20 protein-coding genes and 4 pseudogenes are annotated in these 20402 nt (G+C 23.6%); 20 read left to right on the plus strand and 4 right to left on the minus strand.

Annotated elements, in window-relative coordinates:
* The first annotated feature begins 4 nt into the window (after positions 1-4).
* From RS022_RS02485 to RS022_RS02515, 7 genes and pseudogenes are all read left to right on the plus strand, one after another.
* Positions 5-571 carry an SVM family protein gene (locus RS022_RS02485; protein ID WP_268849642.1) on the plus strand — a complete coding sequence of 189 codons (567 nt, stop codon included), beginning with the start codon at positions 5-7 and terminating at the stop codon, positions 569-571.
* Positions 572-626: 55 nt separating this feature from the next.
* On the plus strand, positions 627-956 hold the full coding sequence (locus tag RS022_RS02490; protein WP_268849643.1) for an SVM family protein: 330 nt from the start codon (positions 627-629) through the stop codon (positions 954-956).
* Positions 957-1055: 99 nt separating this feature from the next.
* On the plus strand, positions 1056-1502 hold the full coding sequence (locus RS022_RS02495) for a hypothetical protein (RefSeq protein ID WP_268849644.1): 447 nt from the start codon (positions 1056-1058) through the stop codon (positions 1500-1502).
* A 5-nt stretch (positions 1503-1507) separates the two neighbouring features.
* Positions 1508-2149, plus strand: coding sequence for a YqaJ viral recombinase family nuclease (locus RS022_RS02500; RefSeq protein WP_268849645.1), 642 nt, complete (start codon positions 1508-1510; stop codon positions 2147-2149).
* Positions 2150-2277: 128 nt separating this feature from the next.
* Positions 2278-2460 (plus strand): annotated as a pseudogene (locus RS022_RS02505) (DUF2963 domain-containing protein); the annotation flags it as partial.
* Positions 2382-2672 (plus strand): annotated as a pseudogene (locus RS022_RS02510) (DUF2963 domain-containing protein); the annotation flags it as partial. The pseudogenes RS022_RS02505 and RS022_RS02510, both read left to right, overlap by 79 nt.
* Positions 2673-4213: 1541 nt before the next feature.
* Positions 4214-5686: a leucyl aminopeptidase gene (locus RS022_RS02515; RefSeq protein WP_308738511.1), complete on the plus strand. Its 1473-nt coding sequence runs from the start codon at positions 4214-4216 to the stop codon at positions 5684-5686.
* A gap of 1693 nt (positions 5687-7379) precedes the next feature.
* Here RS022_RS02515 and RS022_RS04270 read toward each other — a convergent pair.
* The 4 genes from RS022_RS04270 to RS022_RS02530 all read right to left on the minus strand — a co-directional run bounded on the left by RS022_RS04270 (position 7380) and on the right by RS022_RS02530 (position 10874).
* Positions 7380-7544 carry a helix-turn-helix domain-containing protein gene (locus RS022_RS04270; protein WP_420885760.1) on the minus strand — a complete coding sequence of 55 codons (165 nt, stop codon included), beginning with the start codon at positions 7542-7544 and terminating at the stop codon, positions 7380-7382.
* On the minus strand, positions 7519-7773 hold the full coding sequence (locus RS022_RS02520) for a hypothetical protein (RefSeq protein ID WP_268849647.1): 255 nt from the start codon (positions 7771-7773) through the stop codon (positions 7519-7521). Before RS022_RS02520 ends, RS022_RS04270 begins: the two co-directional genes overlap by 26 nt.
* Before the next feature lie 888 nt (positions 7774-8661).
* Entirely contained in the window at positions 8662-9900 is a 1239-nt protein-coding gene (locus RS022_RS02525; protein ID WP_268849648.1) for a hypothetical protein, read from the minus strand.
* An 851-nt stretch (positions 9901-10751) separates the two neighbouring features.
* Positions 10752-10874, minus strand: coding sequence for a hypothetical protein (locus RS022_RS02530; RefSeq protein WP_268849649.1), 123 nt, complete (start codon positions 10872-10874; stop codon positions 10752-10754).
* Between the two features lie 97 nt (positions 10875-10971).
* Here RS022_RS02530 and RS022_RS02535 point away from each other — a divergent pair, with 97 nt between their 5' ends.
* From RS022_RS02535 to RS022_RS02595, 13 genes and pseudogenes are all read left to right on the plus strand, one after another.
* Entirely contained in the window at positions 10972-11391 is a 420-nt protein-coding gene (locus RS022_RS02535; RefSeq protein ID WP_268849650.1) for a hypothetical protein, read from the plus strand.
* 40 nt (positions 11392-11431) lie between these two features.
* On the plus strand, positions 11432-12037 hold the full coding sequence (locus RS022_RS02540) for a sigma-70 family RNA polymerase sigma factor (protein ID WP_268849651.1): 606 nt from the start codon (positions 11432-11434) through the stop codon (positions 12035-12037).
* A gap of 240 nt (positions 12038-12277) precedes the next feature.
* Positions 12278-12607 carry a single-stranded DNA-binding protein gene (locus RS022_RS02545; protein WP_268849652.1) on the plus strand — a complete coding sequence of 110 codons (330 nt, stop codon included), beginning with the start codon at positions 12278-12280 and terminating at the stop codon, positions 12605-12607.
* A 59-nt stretch (positions 12608-12666) separates the two neighbouring features.
* Positions 12667-12980 (plus strand): annotated as a pseudogene (locus RS022_RS02550) (HU family DNA-binding protein).
* 42 nt (positions 12981-13022) lie between these two features.
* On the plus strand, positions 13023-14609 hold the full coding sequence (locus RS022_RS02555; protein ID WP_268849653.1) for an AAA family ATPase: 1587 nt from the start codon (positions 13023-13025) through the stop codon (positions 14607-14609).
* Complete coding sequence (locus tag RS022_RS02560; RefSeq protein WP_268849654.1) at positions 14579-15325, plus strand: hypothetical protein; 747 nt, start codon at positions 14579-14581, stop codon at positions 15323-15325. Before RS022_RS02555 ends, RS022_RS02560 begins: the two co-directional genes overlap by 31 nt.
* Positions 15326-15411: 86 nt before the next feature.
* A pseudogene (locus RS022_RS02565) lies at positions 15412-16328 on the plus strand (hypothetical protein).
* Positions 16237-17424, plus strand: coding sequence for a coiled-coil domain-containing protein (locus tag RS022_RS02570; RefSeq protein ID WP_268849655.1), 1188 nt, complete (start codon positions 16237-16239; stop codon positions 17422-17424). Before RS022_RS02565 ends, RS022_RS02570 begins: the two are co-directional and overlap by 92 nt.
* Positions 17425-17490: 66 nt before the next feature.
* The gene (locus RS022_RS02575; RefSeq protein ID WP_268849656.1) at positions 17491-18216 is read left to right on the plus strand and encodes an effector; all 726 of its coding nucleotides are present in this window, start codon (positions 17491-17493) and stop codon (positions 18214-18216) included.
* A gap of 63 nt (positions 18217-18279) precedes the next feature.
* The gene (locus tag RS022_RS02580; protein ID WP_268849657.1) at positions 18280-18660 is read left to right on the plus strand and encodes an SVM family protein; all 381 of its coding nucleotides are present in this window, start codon (positions 18280-18282) and stop codon (positions 18658-18660) included.
* Positions 18661-18717: 57 nt separating this feature from the next.
* The gene (locus RS022_RS02585; protein WP_268849658.1) at positions 18718-19041 is read left to right on the plus strand and encodes an SVM family protein; all 324 of its coding nucleotides are present in this window, start codon (positions 18718-18720) and stop codon (positions 19039-19041) included.
* A gap of 189 nt (positions 19042-19230) precedes the next feature.
* Positions 19231-19593, plus strand: coding sequence for a hypothetical protein (locus RS022_RS02590; RefSeq protein WP_268849659.1), 363 nt, complete (start codon positions 19231-19233; stop codon positions 19591-19593).
* A 34-nt stretch (positions 19594-19627) separates the two neighbouring features.
* On the plus strand, positions 19628-19921 hold the full coding sequence (locus tag RS022_RS02595; protein ID WP_268849660.1) for an SVM family protein: 294 nt from the start codon (positions 19628-19630) through the stop codon (positions 19919-19921).
* The last annotated feature ends 481 nt before the right edge of the window (positions 19922-20402 follow it).

Consider the following 20402-nt stretch of genomic DNA (forward strand, 5'->3'; position numbering starts at 1 on the left):
ATTAATGTTTAAATTACAAAATCAATTTAAAATAATAAGTATTTATTTATTTACTTTTTTAGGACTATTATTTATAACTAATAATTATCAAGTTATGGCAATGGATAATAACGATGGCATATCTGAAAATAATTCAGTTGTTGATAATCATATAGATGAATATAATACTTTTAGAAATTTATTATTAACCCAAGGTAGAATATCTCAACAATTGATTAATGCTCTTTTTAATCATAGTTCAGAAACAGAAATTAATTTTGTTTCGAATCAACTAAAACAAGTACACCAACAAATAATAACTTATCAACAAAGACAACTAAATAATCAAGAACGAATGTTAAGAAATTTTGATAATAATATGGCAAGAGTTCAATTAGAAAGAGAATATTTATTGTTAACACAAGAGATGATTTCAGCCATTAATGATACACCACTTTATGCTTCAGAAGAACAAATAAATACTTTAAGAAATATTCAAACAAGAATAGATCAAAATCAAAGACAAATAAATATCATTAGAAATCAAATACAAAATAACCAAAATCAACCAAATATTCATAGAAGACGTTAAAATAATTTAAAGTATGTTTTATTTTTATTATAAATATCAAAAGGAGATTTAATTAATGTTTAAATTACAAAATCAATTTAAAATAATAAGTATTTATTTATTTATTTTTTTGGGATTATTTTTAATAAATAATAGTAATCAAGTGATGGCAATGGAAAACTCAAATAATATTCAAATCAATAAAGAAATTATTATTAATAAAAAACAAGAAATACAAGAATATATAAATCAAAAAAATCAAATAGCTTATATTATTGCTTTTACAAATATTCCAAAAAACGGAACTTTAAATAAATTGTTAGAAATACACACTAATTTATCTAATTTAATTAATTGTTTAAGAGAACAAATTGAATCATTAGAAGAAATTTCTAATATATTTTAATAATTTAATTTTAACTTATTATTCTTAACTCAAGACCCTTCCTCAGGGTCTTTTTTTATTTAACAACACAACTCAACAATTGGAAAGGAAACAAAAACTATGTTCATTAAAAAAATCTTTCAATTTTTACCGAGTAATTTTATCTTTTTAATAATTACCTTATTTTCATTTATTCCAATTATAATCTTTTATTATGTCATTAAATACTATCTTTTCACCGTTAAACTAAGTATTCACCAACTAAAACAAGGAATAGTGGTTCAATTTTATCAATATTTAACCACGAAGCAACCTAATCATGTGGAATCATTTAATACTTTGTTAACTAAACTAAATAATAGCCTTCATAATATAAGTAGTTCTTTCTTGACTTATCAAAATCAATGGTTAAACTTAGGTTTATTAACGATTATTTTATTATTTATCCCTCATCTTTTATATTTAATTGATTTTCTTTTTAAATGTCTTTATCACCTTTTTCGTTTCTTTTATTATTTAGGAAAATATCTTTTATTATTATTAAAGAAAATATTTAAGAAAGAATAATTATTATGAGAATCAAAAACTTAAATCAAAGGACTAAATTATGGCATCAACACCGAAAAAAATACATCAACGCTTCTGAAATCGCTTCTATTACGGGTTTAGATCCTTTTCGTTCTATGGAACAGTTAGTTCATGATAAACTCTTTGGCACCACTTTTACCGCTAATCAATATACGTTACATGGACAAAAAATGGAACCAATCGCTCGGCAGTTTTTTATGCAAAAAACTAATTTAACTTTTGAAGACGCCATTTTTACTGATGATCAAGTTAAACTTTTTTCCGCTTCTTTAGACGGATACAATGAACAACATCAAGCTGTTTTAGAAATTAAATGTCCTTTTGTGAACGAAAACAAACAAGTCTCATCCACTTGGACTAGTTTTTTAACCAATCCTCAGTTAGAAAATATCCCTCAATACTACTGGGCCCAAGTTCAATGTCAACTCTATTGTAGTCAAGCTAAATTCGCTTACTTTTTAGTCTATTTTAACGACACTAATTATCATGTAGTACGAATTTATCAAGACAATAACTTCATTAATAAAATGATTGCAGATGGTAAAAAATATTTAGCCCTTTTCATCAAAGCCAAAGAAGAATTAGAAAAAACAACTTATTTAAAACAATTAAGTAAAATCAAATAATTAATTAATACTTTTAGACCTTCAATTTGAAGGTTTTTTTATGCTCAAATATAAAAATCAAAGAAAAAAAACATGAAAACAATTATAGAAAAATTTATTGAAGACGAAGGAGATATAAAGTCGCTCAAGAATATGACAGAAACACTGGGAAAAAGGTAAAAAAAACTGTGTATCTAATTGAAGGAAAAACTATTTGGTTTGTAAATGAATATGATAAAAAAACCGTAAGCGTGTTAAAGAAACTTATTATAGATTTGATGGTAAAATTATTCAAAAAATCTATGAATACAATAAAAACAATGGTGAATTAATCAAAAAAATAAGATACAGATTGGATGGTAAAACAATTCATTACATTGATGAATTTGACAAAGACACTAAAACACTAATCAAAGTAACAATCTACTATGACAACGGAATAACAATCTCTTCTGTCGACGAATACGACAAAAACACTGGCGAACTAATCAAAACGACATATTACCACCCCGTTGGAACCATTAAAGATATCTTTAACTTTTAAACCCAACAAAAATTAAAAAAGGAGAAACAATCATGAAATTAATCGTTTTTGAATGACTTGACGGGAACCGGAAAAACTTCTTTTATCAATTCCCTTCAACCCCAAAGCGATGAAAAAATTTTAAAATATTATTCACAAAAACCTATATAATTAATAAATTTCTTTTTTAATAAGAAAACGGAAAGTATTTTTTATTCACAAATGTAATTTGAATATCTTTTTAACAAAAAACTATTTATAAAAAAGCTATGTTTTCTTTTACAAGTTATCCTGCTGATTGTATTAAAAATATGATAAGAATTTTAAACGAATATTTAAAACAAGATTGGAAAGTAATACAAAAATATTTTCATTCAGTTAAAAAGGAGAAATACAAGATAAACAAAAATTTTTTGGTAATTATGAATTTGAAAAATATAAAGTTTATTCTTTAAAAATAACGCACATCGAAAGGTTGTTATTTATTGAAATTAATAATATTTGTTATCCGATTGATTATGATAAATATAATTTTTTATATTCTAAAAATACAAACGTTAAAATAATATTAACTTCAATTCTTTAAAACATTATTTATATCATGAATTAAGAAATTTAATTGGAAACGAAGAATCTACAGAAATAATTAATGATTTAATAAAAAATCCAATTTCTTTTCAAGATAAAGATGAATTAAACAAACAAATAAATACAATTTTAGAGGAAGTTTATAAACATTTTCCAAACAAATATAACAAAAATAAACAAGAAATTAACTAAATTATTGTAAATCATTTTTAATTTCAAATTGAAGGTTTTTTTATTTTAAAAAAACACACTAAATTTACACAAATAAATTAAATTTTCACTAAAACAAAAAAAGACTCTCATTTTAAGAGTCTTTTTTTATATCCAAATTCAATCAAAAAGAAGAAAAAATAAAAATAAAACAAAAGGAAATTTATAATGAAGATTAATAAAAAATTAACTAAACAACAACAAAAATGATTATTTCAACAAGCCCCAAATTAATAAGACAAGATATTATTGTTATATTCATATAAAGATATCTCTAAATATTTATATATTACAATTTATACTTATGATTATAAACCAAGTTATAATAGTTATAAAAACAAGAGTTATTTATTTAGAAATCGAAAATCCATCAAAAAGATTCACACTGAATCCTAAAATGTCAACAAACTTTCAATTTTAATTAAATAAACTAAGTTATTTTTTATCCCTTAAATTAAACTTTTGTTTTTTGAATTTTTATTTTTTTAAAATTTTGAAAGTTATTTATTTTTTTAATTAAAAAAATTAAAATTTTTTAATTTTTAAAATTAATTTTTTAAATTTAAATTTAACTTCAATAATTTTAATTTATATTAAGATAATACATTTGAAAGATATCTTTTAAATATTAAAATAAATTTTTTGATTAAATTTGAATAATGTGTTATTATTAAAAATATATAGAATAATAAATATAATAAACTATATTAAAATAAATATTTTTGAACCCTAAAATAAAATAAAGAAAGAAGAGATATAAAAAAATGAATATGAATTTTTCTTTTTCAAAAGAACCAATTTTAAATGGAGATTTAGCTATTTTATTAAAAACAATTAAAAATAAAAAAATTTTTGGTTTAAAAGAAGCAGATCCACAACAAACTGTTTTAAAGGCTATGTCTTTAAAAGACTTCGAAGGGAAAGAAAATCAAAAAATAGAACTTTTAGTTCCTCATGGTTCTCATTTCGATCAACTTAATATTTTAGGTTTAGGTGATGTATCTTCTCAAAAAAATGATTTTTGGGTTAATACAGGTGGTAAAGTTTTTGATTTGGTACAAAAAGCTAAAAAAGTAGTTATTTTTTTAGATTTAGAAGAAAAATCTGTTGATCGTGATCAAGTAAAAGATTTTTTAATAGGTTTTATGTTGAAAAATTATAATTTTGATCGTTATTTAACGACAAAAAAGAAAGATAACGAAAAAGTTTTTATTCAAATAATAAATAAAGAAGCGGATCATTGTCAAAAAGTTTTACAAGAAGCTAAAGCAGTTGCGGAAGGGGTTCATTTAAGTCGTGATTTAATCAATGAACCAGCTAATGTTTTAGGAACAGAAGAATTTTTAGTTCAAACTCAAAAATTAAAAGATTTAGGAGTTATAGTAGAAGTTTTAGATAAAAAAGCTATGACTGATTTAGGTATGAATTCTCTTTTAGCTGTTTCTCAGGGATCTTCCAGACCTCCTTTTTTAGTAATAATGAATTGGGAAGGCGGTCATAAAGAAGAAACTCCTTTATCTTTTATAGGAAAAGGAGTAGTTTTTGATACTGGCGGTATCTCTATCAAACCATCTTCAGGAATGGAAGATATGAAAGCTGATATGAGTGGAGCTGCTACAGTAGTTGGTTTGATACATCTTTTAGCTTCTCGTAAAGCTAAAGTTAACGTTGTCGGTGTAATTGGTTTAGTCGAAAATACTCCTAGTTCTACTTCTCAAAGACCAGGAGATATTGTGGTTTCTATGTCGGGACAAACTATTGAAGTTATTAACACGGACGCTGAAGGAAGAATGGTTTTAGCAGACGCTTTATGGTATTGCGAAACTATTTTAAAACCTAAATTAATGATTGATTTAGCTACTTTGACAGGAGCTATTTTAGTAGCTTTAGGTCAAGAACATGCCGGTCTTTTCTCTAATGAAACTAAATTAACTCAACAGTTATTAGATGCTGGAAACAAAACAGGAGAACGCTTGTGGTCAATGCCTTTAAGTGAAGAATATGATCGTTTAATTAATAGTAAAAATGCTGATATGAAAAACTCTGCAGGTCTTTACGCTAGTTCAATTACAGCTGCTCAATTTTTAAAACGTTTTGTTCATCATACTCCATGGGCTCATTTAGATATTGCGGGGACTGCGATGGGAAATAAACCTAATTCTATTAATAATTCATGGGGAACAGGTTTTGGAGTGCGTTTATTAAATGAATTTATTAAAGCTAATTACGAAAAATAATAATTTTTTTAATTTAAATATAAAAAACCAAACTAAATTAATTTTTTAGTTTGGTTTTTTATTATTTTTTGGGGGTTCCAAAATTTTAAAAAATTTTGTTTTTTAAAAAAATCTTTAAAACTAACTATTAAAAAAATAATTTTACGGATATATTTAAAAAAAATTTAATTTATAAAAAAATTTCTTTTTTAGAAAAAATTGAATAAAAAAATATTAACTTAAAATTTAATATTTAGTAAATTAAAAACTTTTTAAAAAATATAATAAATTATAATTAATGTATCCAATTCCATTAATAACAATTAAATTTAAATTATAAAATAATTTCAACTGAATAATTTGAACTTTTTTTATTTTTGTCATTCTAATTAATTGTTTTTTAGTTTTTTTATCGTCTTTTATTACATATAATGTTTCTAAATATTTTATTATTGTGTCTTCGAAATTTTCTAATATTTTTATATCTTCTGTGTTTATGTCTTTTTGTTTGTTTAAAAATTCTATATCTTTATTTTCTTTTATTTTTTCTAATTTAGAAATAATGCTTTCTGTATATTTTTAAAGATTTTTTTTGATTTTTATATATTTTATTCAAATATTTATTTTTTTGAGCAATGATATTTGGGCTTTTATTAGTATTTTTTAATAATCCTAAAACATATTTTTTTATTAATTTAAATTCGTCTTGAGAAATAATTATTTGTTCAATAGAAGATTCTTTATTTTTATATATGTGGTTCGTTCATTTGTTTGTCATAAAAATTAACGTAATAAAAACAAATATTATATTTAATATTTTCGCCACAACAAAAAATTAAATTGTTGTTGATGAAATAGGTTACAGTATGAGACTTACTTCATTATAGCGTATATTTGCGCCCAATTTAAAATTTAGAATTGTTTTTTTTGTTCGATGTAGTTTAATTTCATCGAAATAAAGTTTAGTTAAATTAATTTGATTGTCTTTAAAATTAATTAATTTGAAAAGCATTTTTTTATCGAATTTTTAACAATAAATAACATTTTCATCTTCTGAATAATATTTTTTTTGAGGTTGAGAATTTGAGATTTCGCGATATTTTAATGTTTTTAAAAAATTTTTATTTAAACATTCTATAATAATTAAAAAATTAACAAATTTATGTCTTTTTTTGGCGAATTTTATTTTTTTTATGAATTGTTGTTTTTTGTTTATTATAAAAATTTTCGTTGTATTTAATTTTTTTACAACTTCTTCATTTAATAAAATAGTTAAATATTCTATATTTTTAAAATAGTTTGTAAAATTATATATATTGTTTGAAAAATTTTTAATTCTTATTTTGTTAACTCATGATTGACAATATTTTTTAACAAATCAATTTTATTTTGCTGAAAAAAATAATCATTTGGTGTTCGTATATTTCGATTAAAAAATATCTTACTTTCGTTTTGAAAAATTTGATTTTCTAAAATTTCCTAATATGATAATAAAGAATTCTTAGTTTTTTTTAATAATTCTAAATTATTGTTTGCATTTGTTTTAAAGGTTAAAACTTAATTATTAAAACCATTAATCGCGCATGAAAACCATAAATTATCTTTTTGATTCAAAAAAAGATTTAAATCAGTATATAATTTTTTTAAAGGTTAACTCGCTTTAAAATCATTTTTAATTAAATTAGGTTGTTTTTATGAGAATTTTTCATAAAATTTATTTTTTAGAATTCGGGACATGCCATTTCGCTAACCAATTATTTTCTTTCATAATTTTCAAAATTACTTTTTTATTTACAATTTCTTTAAAAATTTTTCTATACAAAAAAGTAATTTTTCGATAACCAAAAGCAAAATCATATTTTTTTACATAAAGAGCCAACTCTTTTATTTATTAATTCTTTTTTATTTTCTCTTTTTGTTCTTTTCGGTTTATTTTTTAACCAAGAATAATAATTATTACGCTTTATTTTTAAAATTTCTAAAATTTTTGTTATAATTAAAGATCGATGATATTGTTTAACAATTGGTATAATTATTTTTTTCAAATCTTTTTGTTCTAATTTAATTAAATTTTTTAGCATTTTAATTATTTTAGTTTTTTGACACATTTTAAAATTAATACTTTCTTATAAGATATGTTTATTAATTTTAACTCTAAAAAGATTATTTTTTTGGTTTTAAAAGTGCCAAGACAAATTTTCTTTAATAAAATTAAAAATTATCCCCCCTTTTTTAATCCATTTCGTACATCTATATAGTGTAAAAAATTTTTTTTAATTTTATATTTTTAAAAAAACCAAAATTTTATTAAAAACTATAAAATTCCGATATTTTAAACCGAAACAAATTTTCTTTAACAAAATGAAAATTTCTTGCAATTTTTCGATCCATTTCGGGTTTTTATATATTTTACAGAGTTTTTTTAATTTTATATTTTTTTAAAAAAACTAAAAACCATAAAATTTTAATTAAAAAATTAACAACTTTTAACTATTCTAAAAAATAAAAATTTAAACAAAAAAATTTTAATTTGTGGGATAAAAAAATAACTTAGTTTATTTATTTTAAATTGAAAGTTTGTTGATTTTTTAGGATTAAGAACAGTCTTTGTTTTTGGCTTTGGTTGTGTTTTTTTGTTAGTGATAATTAAATCATTAGCTGTTTGGAAAACGGCTAATTTAAGTTAAATTCGCTTTTTATAAAAAACAAAAAAAGACTAGTTTTTTAACTAGTCTTTTTGGTATTAAAAATGAATTTATTTACAAAAATTTATAACAGTGTGCAGGACAAATCAGCTTTTAAGTCTGCTTTAATCAACTATTCTTTCATTTAGTTTAATGAAAACTAAACAAAATATAGAGAATTGAATCCCAAAATCACAATTAATTAAATAAATTTAGAAAAAAAATTCGATTCAAACAAAATAATAGATAATTAATTTTTGAGAAATTACAATTTAGTTTTTTTATTTTCGAAAAAATTGTTTTTAGACTCGCTTAAACCAAATCGTATTCAATTATAGTACCATCAGAAGAAATACTTCTTAATAATTCATTTGTTTTTGGATTATATTCGTATAAAATACTTGAACCATCGAAAAAAATTTCTTTTATCAAAAAATTTTTTATCATATCATATTCTTTGATATCACCATTAGGAAAAATTTCTTTTATTAATTTCTGCGTCTTGGGTTCAAATTCTTTTATATGTTTATTTGGTAAAATTAATTTAATTAATGCTTTGGTATCTGGATCATATTCTTTAATTGTTTTTTGATTTGTTCCATTTGGATAAATTATATTTTCTATTTCATTCGAATCAGGATCAAATTCTATGATATTTTTGTTAGGTAAGATTAATTTTGTTAATTTATTATTTTTTGTATCGTATGTTTTGATTGCTTCAAATGTTTCCTTATTCGGAGTAATCTCTTTTAATATAAAACCTGAAAAAGGATCGTATTCTTCCACTGTTCCATTATTGAAAATTTTTTTAATTATTTTTTCATTGAAGAGATCATATATTATTACATCACCATTAGAAAAAATTTCTTTTTGTAACTTATTAGTATATAAACCATATTCTTTAATATTTCCGTTATCAAAAGTTATTTTGATTAATTTTTTAGTATTTAAATTATACTCTTTTATTATTTTTTTATCTGGGGAAATTTCTTGACAAGAAAAAAGAAAATAATTTCTAATTTTTCCATTAGGAAAAATTTCTTTTTTTAAAGAAGAGTTATATTCTTTAATAATTCCTTCGGAATCTGTTTCTTCTAATAAGAAACCTTTGTTTGGATCATATTTTCTTTGATATTTATAAATTTTTTTTTGGTTATCGAATGTAACAAAAAATTCTTTGATCAAATTATATGTTTCCGTGCCATACTCTTTAATATTACCTTTTGTATCAATTATTTTAATTATTTTCCCTTTTATATAATCATATTCCAATTGAATATTATTTTTTGAAATTATTTTTATTATATTTTTATTTAATTCGTCATATTTAATCGATATATTATTTTGTAATAAATAATTTATCATTTGTTTATATTCTTGAATATTACTATTTTCTAAAGTTATTAATTGTTTATTAGGTAAATCATATACTTTATTTTCTTCTTTGATATTTTCTTTTTTTTCACTTATTTTATAAATAATAAAAAGTATAATTGAAAATAATATTAAGAAGAATATTTTATAAAATATATTACTTTTATTTAATTCCAATTAATTTGCCTTTCTAATCGAAGAAAAATTAATTTATGGATATATTTTCGAAAAATTTTATGAATTTTAATCAAAAAAACATATTATGTTTATTTTGTAAACTTAAAAATTATATTTTAGATATTTTTTTATGTAACAAAACATTGATATTATACATCAAAAATTATTCATCATAAATAATTAATTTAAATATTTTTTTAAAAAAATTTTATTTTGAAAAATAAATAAAGATATTAAAATAAATTTATAAAATTAATTAAAAAAAAAAAAAAAAATAATTGTAAATATATGTAAAAGTTTTTAAAATTTTTTTTATTTTATAATTAAACTTGAATTGTAATTTTTTTATTTTTTTAATTAAATTCAATATTTATTTATTAGAGCTTTAATAATAATCATTTTGTATTTTAATTTATTTCGACAAATATATTTAAATTATAAATTTAAGGAGTTAAAAAATATGAAGTTAAATTCGGATAAAATAGATTTTAAGAAAATTTCGTAATTAATTTTTTTTATAAGCAGTTTTTTATATCTGGTTATATCGCTGTAATTTTAATTATAACAAGTAGGTATTCTAATGGTTTCGGATCTAAATTTTTATTTGATTACGTGTGTGTTCGTTTTTTTATGTTTTATTATTTTTTTTATTCATATAATTAAATTTAAAAATAATAAAATTCATTCTTAGATTAATTTAATAACTTTAATTACAGGATGTATGAGTTATATAACATATTCATCATGAATTATAAATGATTATGATTTATTCAAATTTAGAGACGACCCTTATAATTTATTTATATTGTTTATTAATTATGATTTTTCCTTTTTTATTTATGTTTTATTATTTATGATTCTTCTTTTTCGGTTTTCATGCCGTAAAAATCTTTGAATGTCACTTGTTTTTTAGTATTATGAAGAGGCTTGTTTGGGTCTGCTCCATCTAAAATGGAAACATAGGAAAGTCTCAAATTGAAACCAAATCGTTTTTTTATAGTTAATAAAAAAATGGTTTGGTTTCTTTTTTTTGTTTTAAAAGAGATTAAACTAAAAAAAAGAGATTTTAAAATGAAAAAAATTTTTAATTTACTAGAAATAATTAATTTTTTAATTCAAAATAATTATTTTAAGATTTATTTATTTCATCAAAAAACTAATTATAACCTTGATAACCAAACTTTATATTTGAATTATTCTGACTTATATGAAACAATGATACTTTTAAAACAAATGAAAACCCCGCCTTTTAAAATTCAAATGAATTTAAAAATGGATAAAAAATACACTTTTGATTTCCAAAAGAAAATTTTATATCTGAAGGAAGAACCCCAAGTCAATATGATGGTTGCTTTAAATCAAAGATTATATCAACAGGTGTTGGGAAAAACTGCCCTGTTCCAAAACTTTAGACACTTTTTGCTTTTAAAAAATTCTTTAAGACTAACTATTAAGTTAGTCTTTTTTTTGTTTCTAAGACTAAAAAAATAATTTCTTATCTTTTCTAAAAACGTTTTTAGAAAGGCATTAAATGTTAAGAAAAGAATTATTTAAAGATTTTTTAAAAAATAAAAAGAATTTAACAATTCGTCATCAACTAATCGATTTACATTTGCCATTAGTAAATAAATTAGTTAAGCAATTTAAATATTACCCATGCGTACTTCAAAAACAAGATTTATATCAAGAAGGGATTTTAGGATTAATCAAAGCCCTCAATAATTATGAAGATTTAGGTTATGACTTTATTGCTTACGCTACTCCAACTATCAAATCGGAAATCAGAGAACTAATAAGAAAAAGCCATTCACCTTCAATCCCCCAAAAAAATCATAAAGTTGATAATCTTTCTTTTAAAGAAGAGTTTTATGAACCATATCAAATAAATAATTTAAACCCTCATCAATTATGGTTAAAACAAGTTAATCATGAAATTTTTTTAAAAAAAATGAAAGCTAAATTAAGTGAAAACGAATTCAAAATTATCTATTTAAGTTTTGGTGTTCCTTTAGGAAATATTAACGAAGATTATCAAGGATGTTATACCAATACCGAAATAGCTGAAAAACTCAATTTATCTTTAAAACAAGTAGAAAATATTAAAAACATCGCTATCAAAAAATTAAAAAAACGTTAAAACCTATCGCTCGTCCGTAATGACGTTAAACTAGTTATTTTAAACAATAAAAAAATAAAAACTAGATTACTTCCAAAGTAATCTTTTTTTTGTATCAAAACCAAGCATAAAATTTTTGAAACAACAGTAATAAACGATTCCAACATCAACAAATTAGATAATCGTCCAATACATTTGTTTTCAAAAGTTTTATTGATGGATAAATAAAAAAATATATCAAAAAGAAGGAAAAATAAAATTATGTTAAATAAAGTTCAATTAATCGGTCGTCTAAGCCATGATTTAGAAAAACAATATATCAATTCAAAAAACGAACAAATCGCTAAAATCGATTTTCAATTAGCTCTTAACATTAAAGATAAAACCCAATTCATCCCTTGTATCGCTTTTCGTAATCAAGCTGAAAACATGAATAAATACCTACATAAAGGTTTAAAAATATATGTAGAAGGCACATTATCAATTCAAAAATACACGAATAATGAAGGTCAAACTAAAACTAACACTAAAGTTATTCTTCAAAACGTGATCTTTTTAGATAATAAACCTCATGAATCTTTACCTTTTTAAAAAAAAGATTTCATAACAACCAAATGAACTTAATCATCTAACCAACAAACAATTAAAAAATCAAACAAAAGGAGTCAAATAATTATGACAAAAAAGAATTAATTAAAAAATTGCTTTAGCTAACAAAACTTCCGTAACTAAAACTGAAGAATTTTATAATATCTTCGAAAATAATTTAATCAACGCTATCACTAAGAACGAAGAAATAGTTTTATTTCCTAAAATAGGCAAATTTAAATTAAAATCAAGAAAAGCCTACATCGGTAGAAACCCTAAAACAAAGAAAAAATTAAAAATCCCTGCCAAAACAGTAGTCACTTTCAAACTTTCTAAAACCATCAAAGACAAAGTGAAAACTTTAATTTTAAAATAACCAAATGATTTTCTTTAAAACACCTAAGAAAGGAGGTTATCTATGTCATTAAACAAAAAAATTTATTTGAGTTTGATCGGATTATTGAGTTTAGGTTTCTTGATTTTATTAATTTTTGGCTTTATTAATTCTCGTCCACCAACTCAAAACCCATCATTAACTAAACAACCCTCATCAACACAACAACAAGAGATCGACAACCAAATAAAATTAGAACAAGTCAAAATCCAAGAACTCCAACAACAAGATCAAACCTTAAAAAATCAAATTGATGAAAATGTCAAAACTTTAACTGACATTATTACCAAAATTAAAACTCTACAAACTGAATTAACTAACAATCCGCAATTAACCCCAATCATTAAAACCCAAAAACAACAACAATTAACAGAACTGAAAAATCAACTCCAAACCCAACAAGCCTTAGTCAATAATTTAATGGAACAAAGGAAAGCGTTAAACCAAAATCAAAAAGAAAAACAAGAAGAATTAGAAAAATTAGCTCAAGAAAAAGCCCAACTTCAAACCCAAGAAAACCTCCAACAACAAATTTCCCAATTAAATCAAGCGCTTAATTATGTCGAAGCTAATCAAAAAAGAATTGAAGAATTAAAAACTCAAAAAGAATATCGAAAAAATCAAACTGAATGCAAAAATTTAAATGATTTTCAACTTTTCTTAACGGATCAAAAATTAGCTTTTGAAAAACAAAAGAAAAATTTAACTATCCAATTAAATCATTTAAAAGAAAACAAACCTCTTCCTCATACTAAAAAACAAGTGACATTCAAAGATGTTTACGGCATGGAAACCGAAAAAGAAGAATTAGAAGACTTATTAACTTATTTTCGCACGAACCAATCCTTAATTAACTTCGATCAAGTCCGCCCCAAAGGTTATTTACTCTATGGCCCTCCAGGAACAGGAAAAACCTTTTTAATCAAAGCGCTTTGTGGGAAAGCTAATGTGCACTTTATTAATTTAATTCCTTCCAAATTCCGACAAAAATACATTGGCGAAGGGGAAAAAGAAGTCGAGAAAGTTTGGCAAGAAGCCGAAAATCATGATAAAACCATTATCTTTATTGATGAAATCGAAGGCTTAGAAAATCGTAATGATTCCAATATTTCTTCAGGAGGAGTTAATGTTATTAATACTTTATTAGATAAATTAGATGGTTTTAATAGCAGTAATAAAAAAATTGTTTTAATGGGAGCAACTAACAATCTTCACAAAATTGATTCCGCTTTACGCAGTCGTTTCAGTAAAGAAATCTATATCGGTCATTTAAAAGATTCCGAAATTGAAGGTTATTTAAAACATATTATTGTTCCTTATCAAATTAGTTATCATACTTTCTTAGCTTTAAAAGATATTACCCAATTATGTCAAGGTAAAAACCTCTCTAACCGTGATTTAACGACAATTATTGAAGAAGCTTACAAAAAAACCGCTAAATGGGCTCAACAAAATCCTCAAACCCATGAAGTCATGTTGCCTTCGGATATCGAAGAAGTTTTACAACTAAAATTAAAAATAAAACCCGATCATCAACAAGTAAAACAACGCCGAACAGCTTGTGAAAACCAATACGCCCAATGGCGCGCGAAGGAATCCTTCAATATTTAGATAAACCTAAAGATGAAACCAAAACAGAAACCAACTTTACCTTTGATAGTTTAAACGGAATTAACTATTACAATCGTCGCTATTCTCAAATCCAATCTGATTTAAATTATATTAATCAGCAATTAACTAAAATACACCAAGAAAATAAAATTCCTCAATTGGAACAAGAATTAGTCACTTTAAACCAAACACCTGAAAAATACGAACAAACTATTAAAGATAAAAATCAAGAAATCATCGATATTAAAAATAAACTTCAAACTCTTCCAACTCAAGAAGAAAGTTTAAGAAAAGAATTAAAACTGGTCGATAATCTTCGCGAACTTCAAAAAGAACCATCTAACCTCGCCAACTACATCAGAGAAGGTTATCCTTTCGACCGTTGGAATAACAGAGGATTAACTTATGAGGAAACCTATATTAATGGATTTAAATTTTCTCGTTTTGATATAGGATTTGACAGTTATTTAGAAAACTATGTCAATTTAGAAAAACAATTCAAAGAAGACTCAAGCGGTAACTGTTTAATCCTTAAATACAAAGGCCCTAAATACTTCTTAGACGAAGACAAAGACTATTATCTTGGTCGCGCACATGTTTCCGACTCTAACTTTGAATTAACCAATTTCCACCTCCACTTCAACCCTGTCCGTAAAACTTTATCCCTTTATCAAGGCAAACATCATACTATATCTCAAAATAATAATCAAAAATAATTTTACCAACATTAAAAGGCTCTAATTTAGAGTCTTTTTTAGATTAAAAAAACTTTAAATCCAACAAAGAAAGCGAGTAAAATCATATGTCAAAAAAAATAATTGAAACTAAAAAAAAACAATCAAAAAATAATAATAAAACAAACAAAAAAACTAAAAATCAATCCAAAAACAATAAATCTAATAAAATAATTATCAAAAGAAAAACTCCAACTCCTAAAATCATTATCGAAACTCAAACTAACAAAGAAAACTGGTGGCTTAAAATCATTAAAACTTTCTTTAAAATCCTTATTTGGTGTATCCCATTATTATTAATTGGTGGGGCGATTTATTGGACACTTTTCAAATTCTTTCCTGAAGTTTTAAACCAAATCAACACTTTTACGAGCAACGCCGCAACTAAAACCAAAATGTTATACGATAAAGCCACTCAACCAATTCGTCAAGTTATCGAGTATATTTATAATAAAGTAACAGGTAATGATAAAGATCCTAATCATACTCCTTCACCGAAAAATAAATTAGGTTATTATCTAGCAACTACTTTAAGCGTCATCGGGATTTGTTTCGGAATTGGAAAAGTCGGTCATTGGTTAAAAAGTGGCAAGAAAAAGACTATCAAAAAGGAACTAAAACGATCATACAAAAGAAAGCTACTTCCAAAATAGCGAATCTCGGTGGTAAAATCATTAAAATTGGTAGTAAAGCTTTATTTTGGATTTCTTTAGCTTCAACTGCTTATGAACTTTACCAATTTTATCAAGAAGAAACCAAAATCCCTAATCCACCACAACAATTAACCCATAAAATGGAAAATCCCCCAACACCCATCTTACAAACACCATCTATTCAACAATCATTCAATCCAACCATTATCCAAAATGAAGAATCAACTTTAACTAATAATAATGAAGTTAAAGAAGAGACAAATCAAGAAGAAACAAATCAAGAAGAAACAAATCAAGAAGAAAGAGAAACTGGCAACCTTAACAATCCCTGATAAAGGTTCAGTTGAATCAACAACTGAACCTACCTTATTGCAAAAAGAACAACTCCAACACACACCACCACTTGGCGAGGAATTAAAAGAAACTAACCAAACAACGGAAACACAACAATTAACACCTGAAGAAATCATCAAAGCCAAAAACTTATTAGAAATCCAACTCCAACAAGAAAAAATTAATAGTTTAACTTTAGAAACTCAAAAAGCTAATTTAGAACATGATCTAACTCAAAAACAAGAAGAATTAGAAAATAATCAAAAACTATCTCAACAAGAAAAACAAGAACTTCAAAAAGAAATCAATCAACAAACCGATAAAATCCGTTCTAAAGAAAATGAAATCTTTACCCAAGATCAAAAGATTAATCAATTAGAAACTGATCTGCACCAAGAAAAAACAATCAACACCGAAAAAGAAAAACAAATTAATGAATTAATCAACCAAATCAACGAACAAAACCAAATGACCGAACAACTCCAAAATCAACTTCAAGAACAAAAATCCTTAATTGAAACTAAAAACCAAGAATTAATAACCAATCAAGCTTTATCTGAACAAGAAAAACAAGAACTCCAACAGGAAATCAATCAATTAACTACTAATTTTCAACAAAAAGAAAAAGAATATCAAGCAACTATCTACCAAAAAGACCAAGAAATCGCCCACTTAAACCAAATCATCAACGAACAAGCAAATGAAATTAACCGTTTAAGCGAGGAATTAGAACAACAAATCGACAAATGGGTGCAACAAGGCCTTCATATTGAAGCGCTCGAAGGAACTATTAAGGCTTTAGAAAATGTCTCTGGTAAATATCTTGAAGAAAACGCCGAACTCCGTCATGAAATCAATAAACTCAAAGAACAAATAAAAGACGAACAGAAAGCCCATGAAAAAACTAAAATATTCTTAAAAACAAGAAGTGATAAATTAACTCAAAAAGAAGAAGAATTAACAAAAATAGATTTAACTATAAAAGCACAAGAAAATACCTATAGTGGTGCAATTCAACCTTTTACTGCAAAATTTAAAAAAGATGTAAACAAAAAAGTCGATAAAGTAACTTCTTGGTTTAAAAAATGGTTTTAATTAAAATTTAAAAGTCAAATGTGTTAAAATGTTGGTATATTCAAAATTTCCCGAAAGGAACTAATCATGTTTAATATTAAAAAAATCATTAAATGGTTTTTTATTATTTTAGGGGTACTTCTTTTTTTATTGATTGGTTTTTTCGTTTTAACTGAAATGAACATCATTAAATTACCGAAAGAAAAAATCCCCATTTTAAAAGAAACCAAATTCGAAAACATTGATGAATGGTATGACGGTAATAACAAATGTCAAATGATTAAAGCAAAATACACTTTCGATGGCCTTAACGGCATCGGCTATTATCAACAACAACTCGCTAACAAAGATAACATCAATTTTTATGAATTAGGAAACATCAAAAACCGCCTCGAAAACCAAAAAGAACCATCTAACCTCGCCAACTACATCAAAGACCGTTATCCTTTCGACCGTTGGAATAACAGAGGATTAACTTATGAGGAAACCTCTATTAATGGATTTAAATTTTCTCGTTTTGATATAGGATTTTACAGTTATTTAGAAAACTATGTCAATTTAGAAAAACAATTCAAAGAAGACTCAAGCGGTAACTGTTTAATCCTTAAATACAAAGGCCCTAAACACTTACTTGACGCAGACAAGGACTATTATCTTGGATGCGCATGGTTGGAAAATTCAGAATTTAACAACGAAAATTTCCATCTCCACTTCAACCCTGTCCGTAAAACTTTATCGCTTTACCAAGATAAACACAATAACGATAAAGTCCAAGAAGCCGAATATAATAAAAGAACCAGCTCTGATTGGTAATAAAATTTAACAACTTCCAATATGTTAAAATTAAAAGAATTAATATTAAAGGAGATTTAATTAATGTTTAAATTAAAAAATCAATTTAAAAGAATAAGTATTTATTTGTTTATTTTCTTGTTCTTGGGTTTATTTTTAATTAATAATTATTATGTTATGGCAATGAATAATGGTCATATATTTCAAAATAACGGACATGATAATAATCATACTAATTTTCAAAATCAAGCTCGTATTTTACAAAATTTAAATTTTCAACAAGCTATAATAGTTCAACAAATTTTTAATGCTAGAAATAATAACTCTTCTGAAGAAGTTATTAACAATCTTGTGAGGCAAAATATTGAATTAAGTAGTCGTATCGCTGCTCAACAAATTATTCTTCACAACGCCATGCCTCAACAAAACAATCAAAATCAACGAAACAATCCTAGAAGACATTAAATAATAATTTAAAATATATTTTATTGTTATTATCAATATTAAAGGAGATTTCATATAATGTTTAAATTAAAAACAAATTTATTATTTTTTAAAATCGTTTTATTTATTGGTTTAGGGTTTTTTTTAATTAATAGCAATAATTCCGTTATGGCAGTTAATTATGAAAATGAATCAATTTCATACAAGATGAATATGATTAACGTTATAGAAAAACAAATAATAGATTTTGTTGAAAATTCAAAACAAAAATATCCAAATTTAATTAATGACGATATTAAAAATGTAACCAAATGGATTATTTTAAATGGCGATAAAAAAGATAAAAATCAAATTCTTTTAATATTAGAACAAATTATAAAGCATAATCCAACAATTAGATGAAGAAATTAAAGAATTATTTGACTAAATATTAAACCTTAATTTTTAAAATGAAAGTATTAGAAACAAACACTAATCACGCCCTTTCTTAACAATTAAGAACTAGCAGAAAATTTCAAAAAGGTTAATAGAATCAAGAGATAGACAATAATATAATCATTTTTTTAATTAAAAAAGGAGAAATTGAAAATAATGAATTCATTTATTCAGACAGTATTACTTTTTTTCAAAGTTTGCACAGCCGTTTGTTGTGGTTGTAATACAATAGATATACACAAAGAAGAAGTTGATAGATACTGGTATCCTGTAAAACAAGAAATAGAATTAAATTATCATAAAAAAAAATTAAAAAATATATGTTCAAATATTTTAGATAACAAAGATAATAAAAATTATGAAATCGTATTTGAATATAATCAAATAAAAATCGACATACAACAAATAATAAAAGATATAGATCATTTAAATATTGAAAATATAATTCAGTTGAAGAAAAACATTATTGATTATTATAAAAATAATAATTCTAATAAAATAGATCTTCAATTATATTAAAATTTAAGGAATAAAATAAAAGGAAATTTAATTAATGATTAAATTACAAAATCAATTTAAAATAATAAGTATTTTTTTATTTATTTTATTAGGATTTTTTTTAATTTTTAATACTAAATGTTTGCATGCTTTTCCTGGTATAGATTTAGACATAAGAAAACATCAACTTGAAGAAGAAATAAATACTTTAATGATAGAATTAACTAACGTTTTTAATGATACTAATTTAGAATCTCAAACACGTTTCAACAGAATTTCTTTAATTTCAAACAGAATAAATATTGTAGGAAATAATCTTCAAATGATAAATCAAAAAATTTTTACTTGAAACCAATACAATCTACAAATACAAATCAATCAAAATCAAACAAATAATAACAGAAGACGTTAAAAAATTAAATTTTTTTAATCAAAAAACAAGACCCTTCAGGGTCTTTTTTTATTTAACAACAACTCAAACTTGGAAAGGAAACAAAAAACCATGTTAATAAAAAAAATCTTTCAATCTCTACCTAGTAATCTCATCTTTTGTATCATTATTTTATTTTCATTTCTTCCCATTATCACCATTTATTATGTCATTAAATTCTACCTTTTCACTGTCAAACTAAGTATTCGCCAACTCAAACAAGGAATAGTGGCTAGGATGTATCAATATTTAACTACTAAGAAGCTAAATAATCATGTGGAATTTCATTAATACTTGGTTAACTAAGTTTAAATCATATCCTTCATAAGATAAGTAGTTCTTTCTTGACTTATCAAAATCAATGGTTAAACTTAGGTTTATTAACAATTATTTTATTATT

It is taken from the genome of Candidatus Phytoplasma rubi (assembly GCF_026821955.1).
GTDB lineage: Bacteria > Bacillota_I > Bacilli_A > Acholeplasmatales > Acholeplasmataceae > Phytoplasma > Phytoplasma vitis.

Bases quoted from the DNA above. Each gene is read 5' to 3' on its own strand.
- RS022_RS02485 (WP_268849642.1), top strand. From the start codon at position 5: ATGTTTAAATTACAAAATCAATTTAAAATAATAAGTATTTATTTATTT.
- RS022_RS02520 (WP_268849647.1), bottom strand. From the start codon at position 7,773: ATGTGTCAAAAAACTAAAATAATTAAAATGCTAAAAAATTTAATTAAA.
- RS022_RS02590 (WP_268849659.1), top strand. From the start codon at position 19,231: ATGAATTCATTTATTCAGACAGTATTACTTTTTTTCAAAGTTTGCACA.
- RS022_RS02540 (WP_268849651.1), top strand. From the start codon at position 11,432: ATGTTAAGAAAAGAATTATTTAAAGATTTTTTAAAAAATAAAAAGAAT.
- RS022_RS02570 (WP_268849655.1), top strand. From the start codon at position 16,237: ATGAAGTTAAAGAAGAGACAAATCAAGAAGAAACAAATCAAGAAGAAA.
- RS022_RS02490 (WP_268849643.1), top strand. From the start codon at position 627: ATGTTTAAATTACAAAATCAATTTAAAATAATAAGTATTTATTTATTT.
- RS022_RS02585 (WP_268849658.1), top strand. From the start codon at position 18,718: ATGTTTAAATTAAAAACAAATTTATTATTTTTTAAAATCGTTTTATTT.
- RS022_RS02580 (WP_268849657.1), top strand. From the start codon at position 18,280: ATGTTTAAATTAAAAAATCAATTTAAAAGAATAAGTATTTATTTGTTT.
- RS022_RS02535 (WP_268849650.1), top strand. From the start codon at position 10,972: ATGAAAAAAATTTTTAATTTACTAGAAATAATTAATTTTTTAATTCAA.
- RS022_RS02515 (WP_308738511.1), top strand. From the start codon at position 4,214: ATGAATATGAATTTTTCTTTTTCAAAAGAACCAATTTTAAATGGAGAT.
- RS022_RS02595 (WP_268849660.1), top strand. From the start codon at position 19,628: ATGATTAAATTACAAAATCAATTTAAAATAATAAGTATTTTTTTATTT.
- RS022_RS02575 (WP_268849656.1), top strand. From the start codon at position 17,491: ATGTTTAATATTAAAAAAATCATTAAATGGTTTTTTATTATTTTAGGG.
- RS022_RS02545 (WP_268849652.1), top strand. From the start codon at position 12,278: ATGTTAAATAAAGTTCAATTAATCGGTCGTCTAAGCCATGATTTAGAA.
- RS022_RS02560 (WP_268849654.1), top strand. From the start codon at position 14,579: ATGGCGCGCGAAGGAATCCTTCAATATTTAGATAAACCTAAAGATGAA.
- RS022_RS02495 (WP_268849644.1), top strand. From the start codon at position 1,056: ATGTTCATTAAAAAAATCTTTCAATTTTTACCGAGTAATTTTATCTTT.
- RS022_RS02555 (WP_268849653.1), top strand. From the start codon at position 13,023: ATGTCATTAAACAAAAAAATTTATTTGAGTTTGATCGGATTATTGAGT.
- RS022_RS02500 (WP_268849645.1), top strand. From the start codon at position 1,508: ATGAGAATCAAAAACTTAAATCAAAGGACTAAATTATGGCATCAACAC.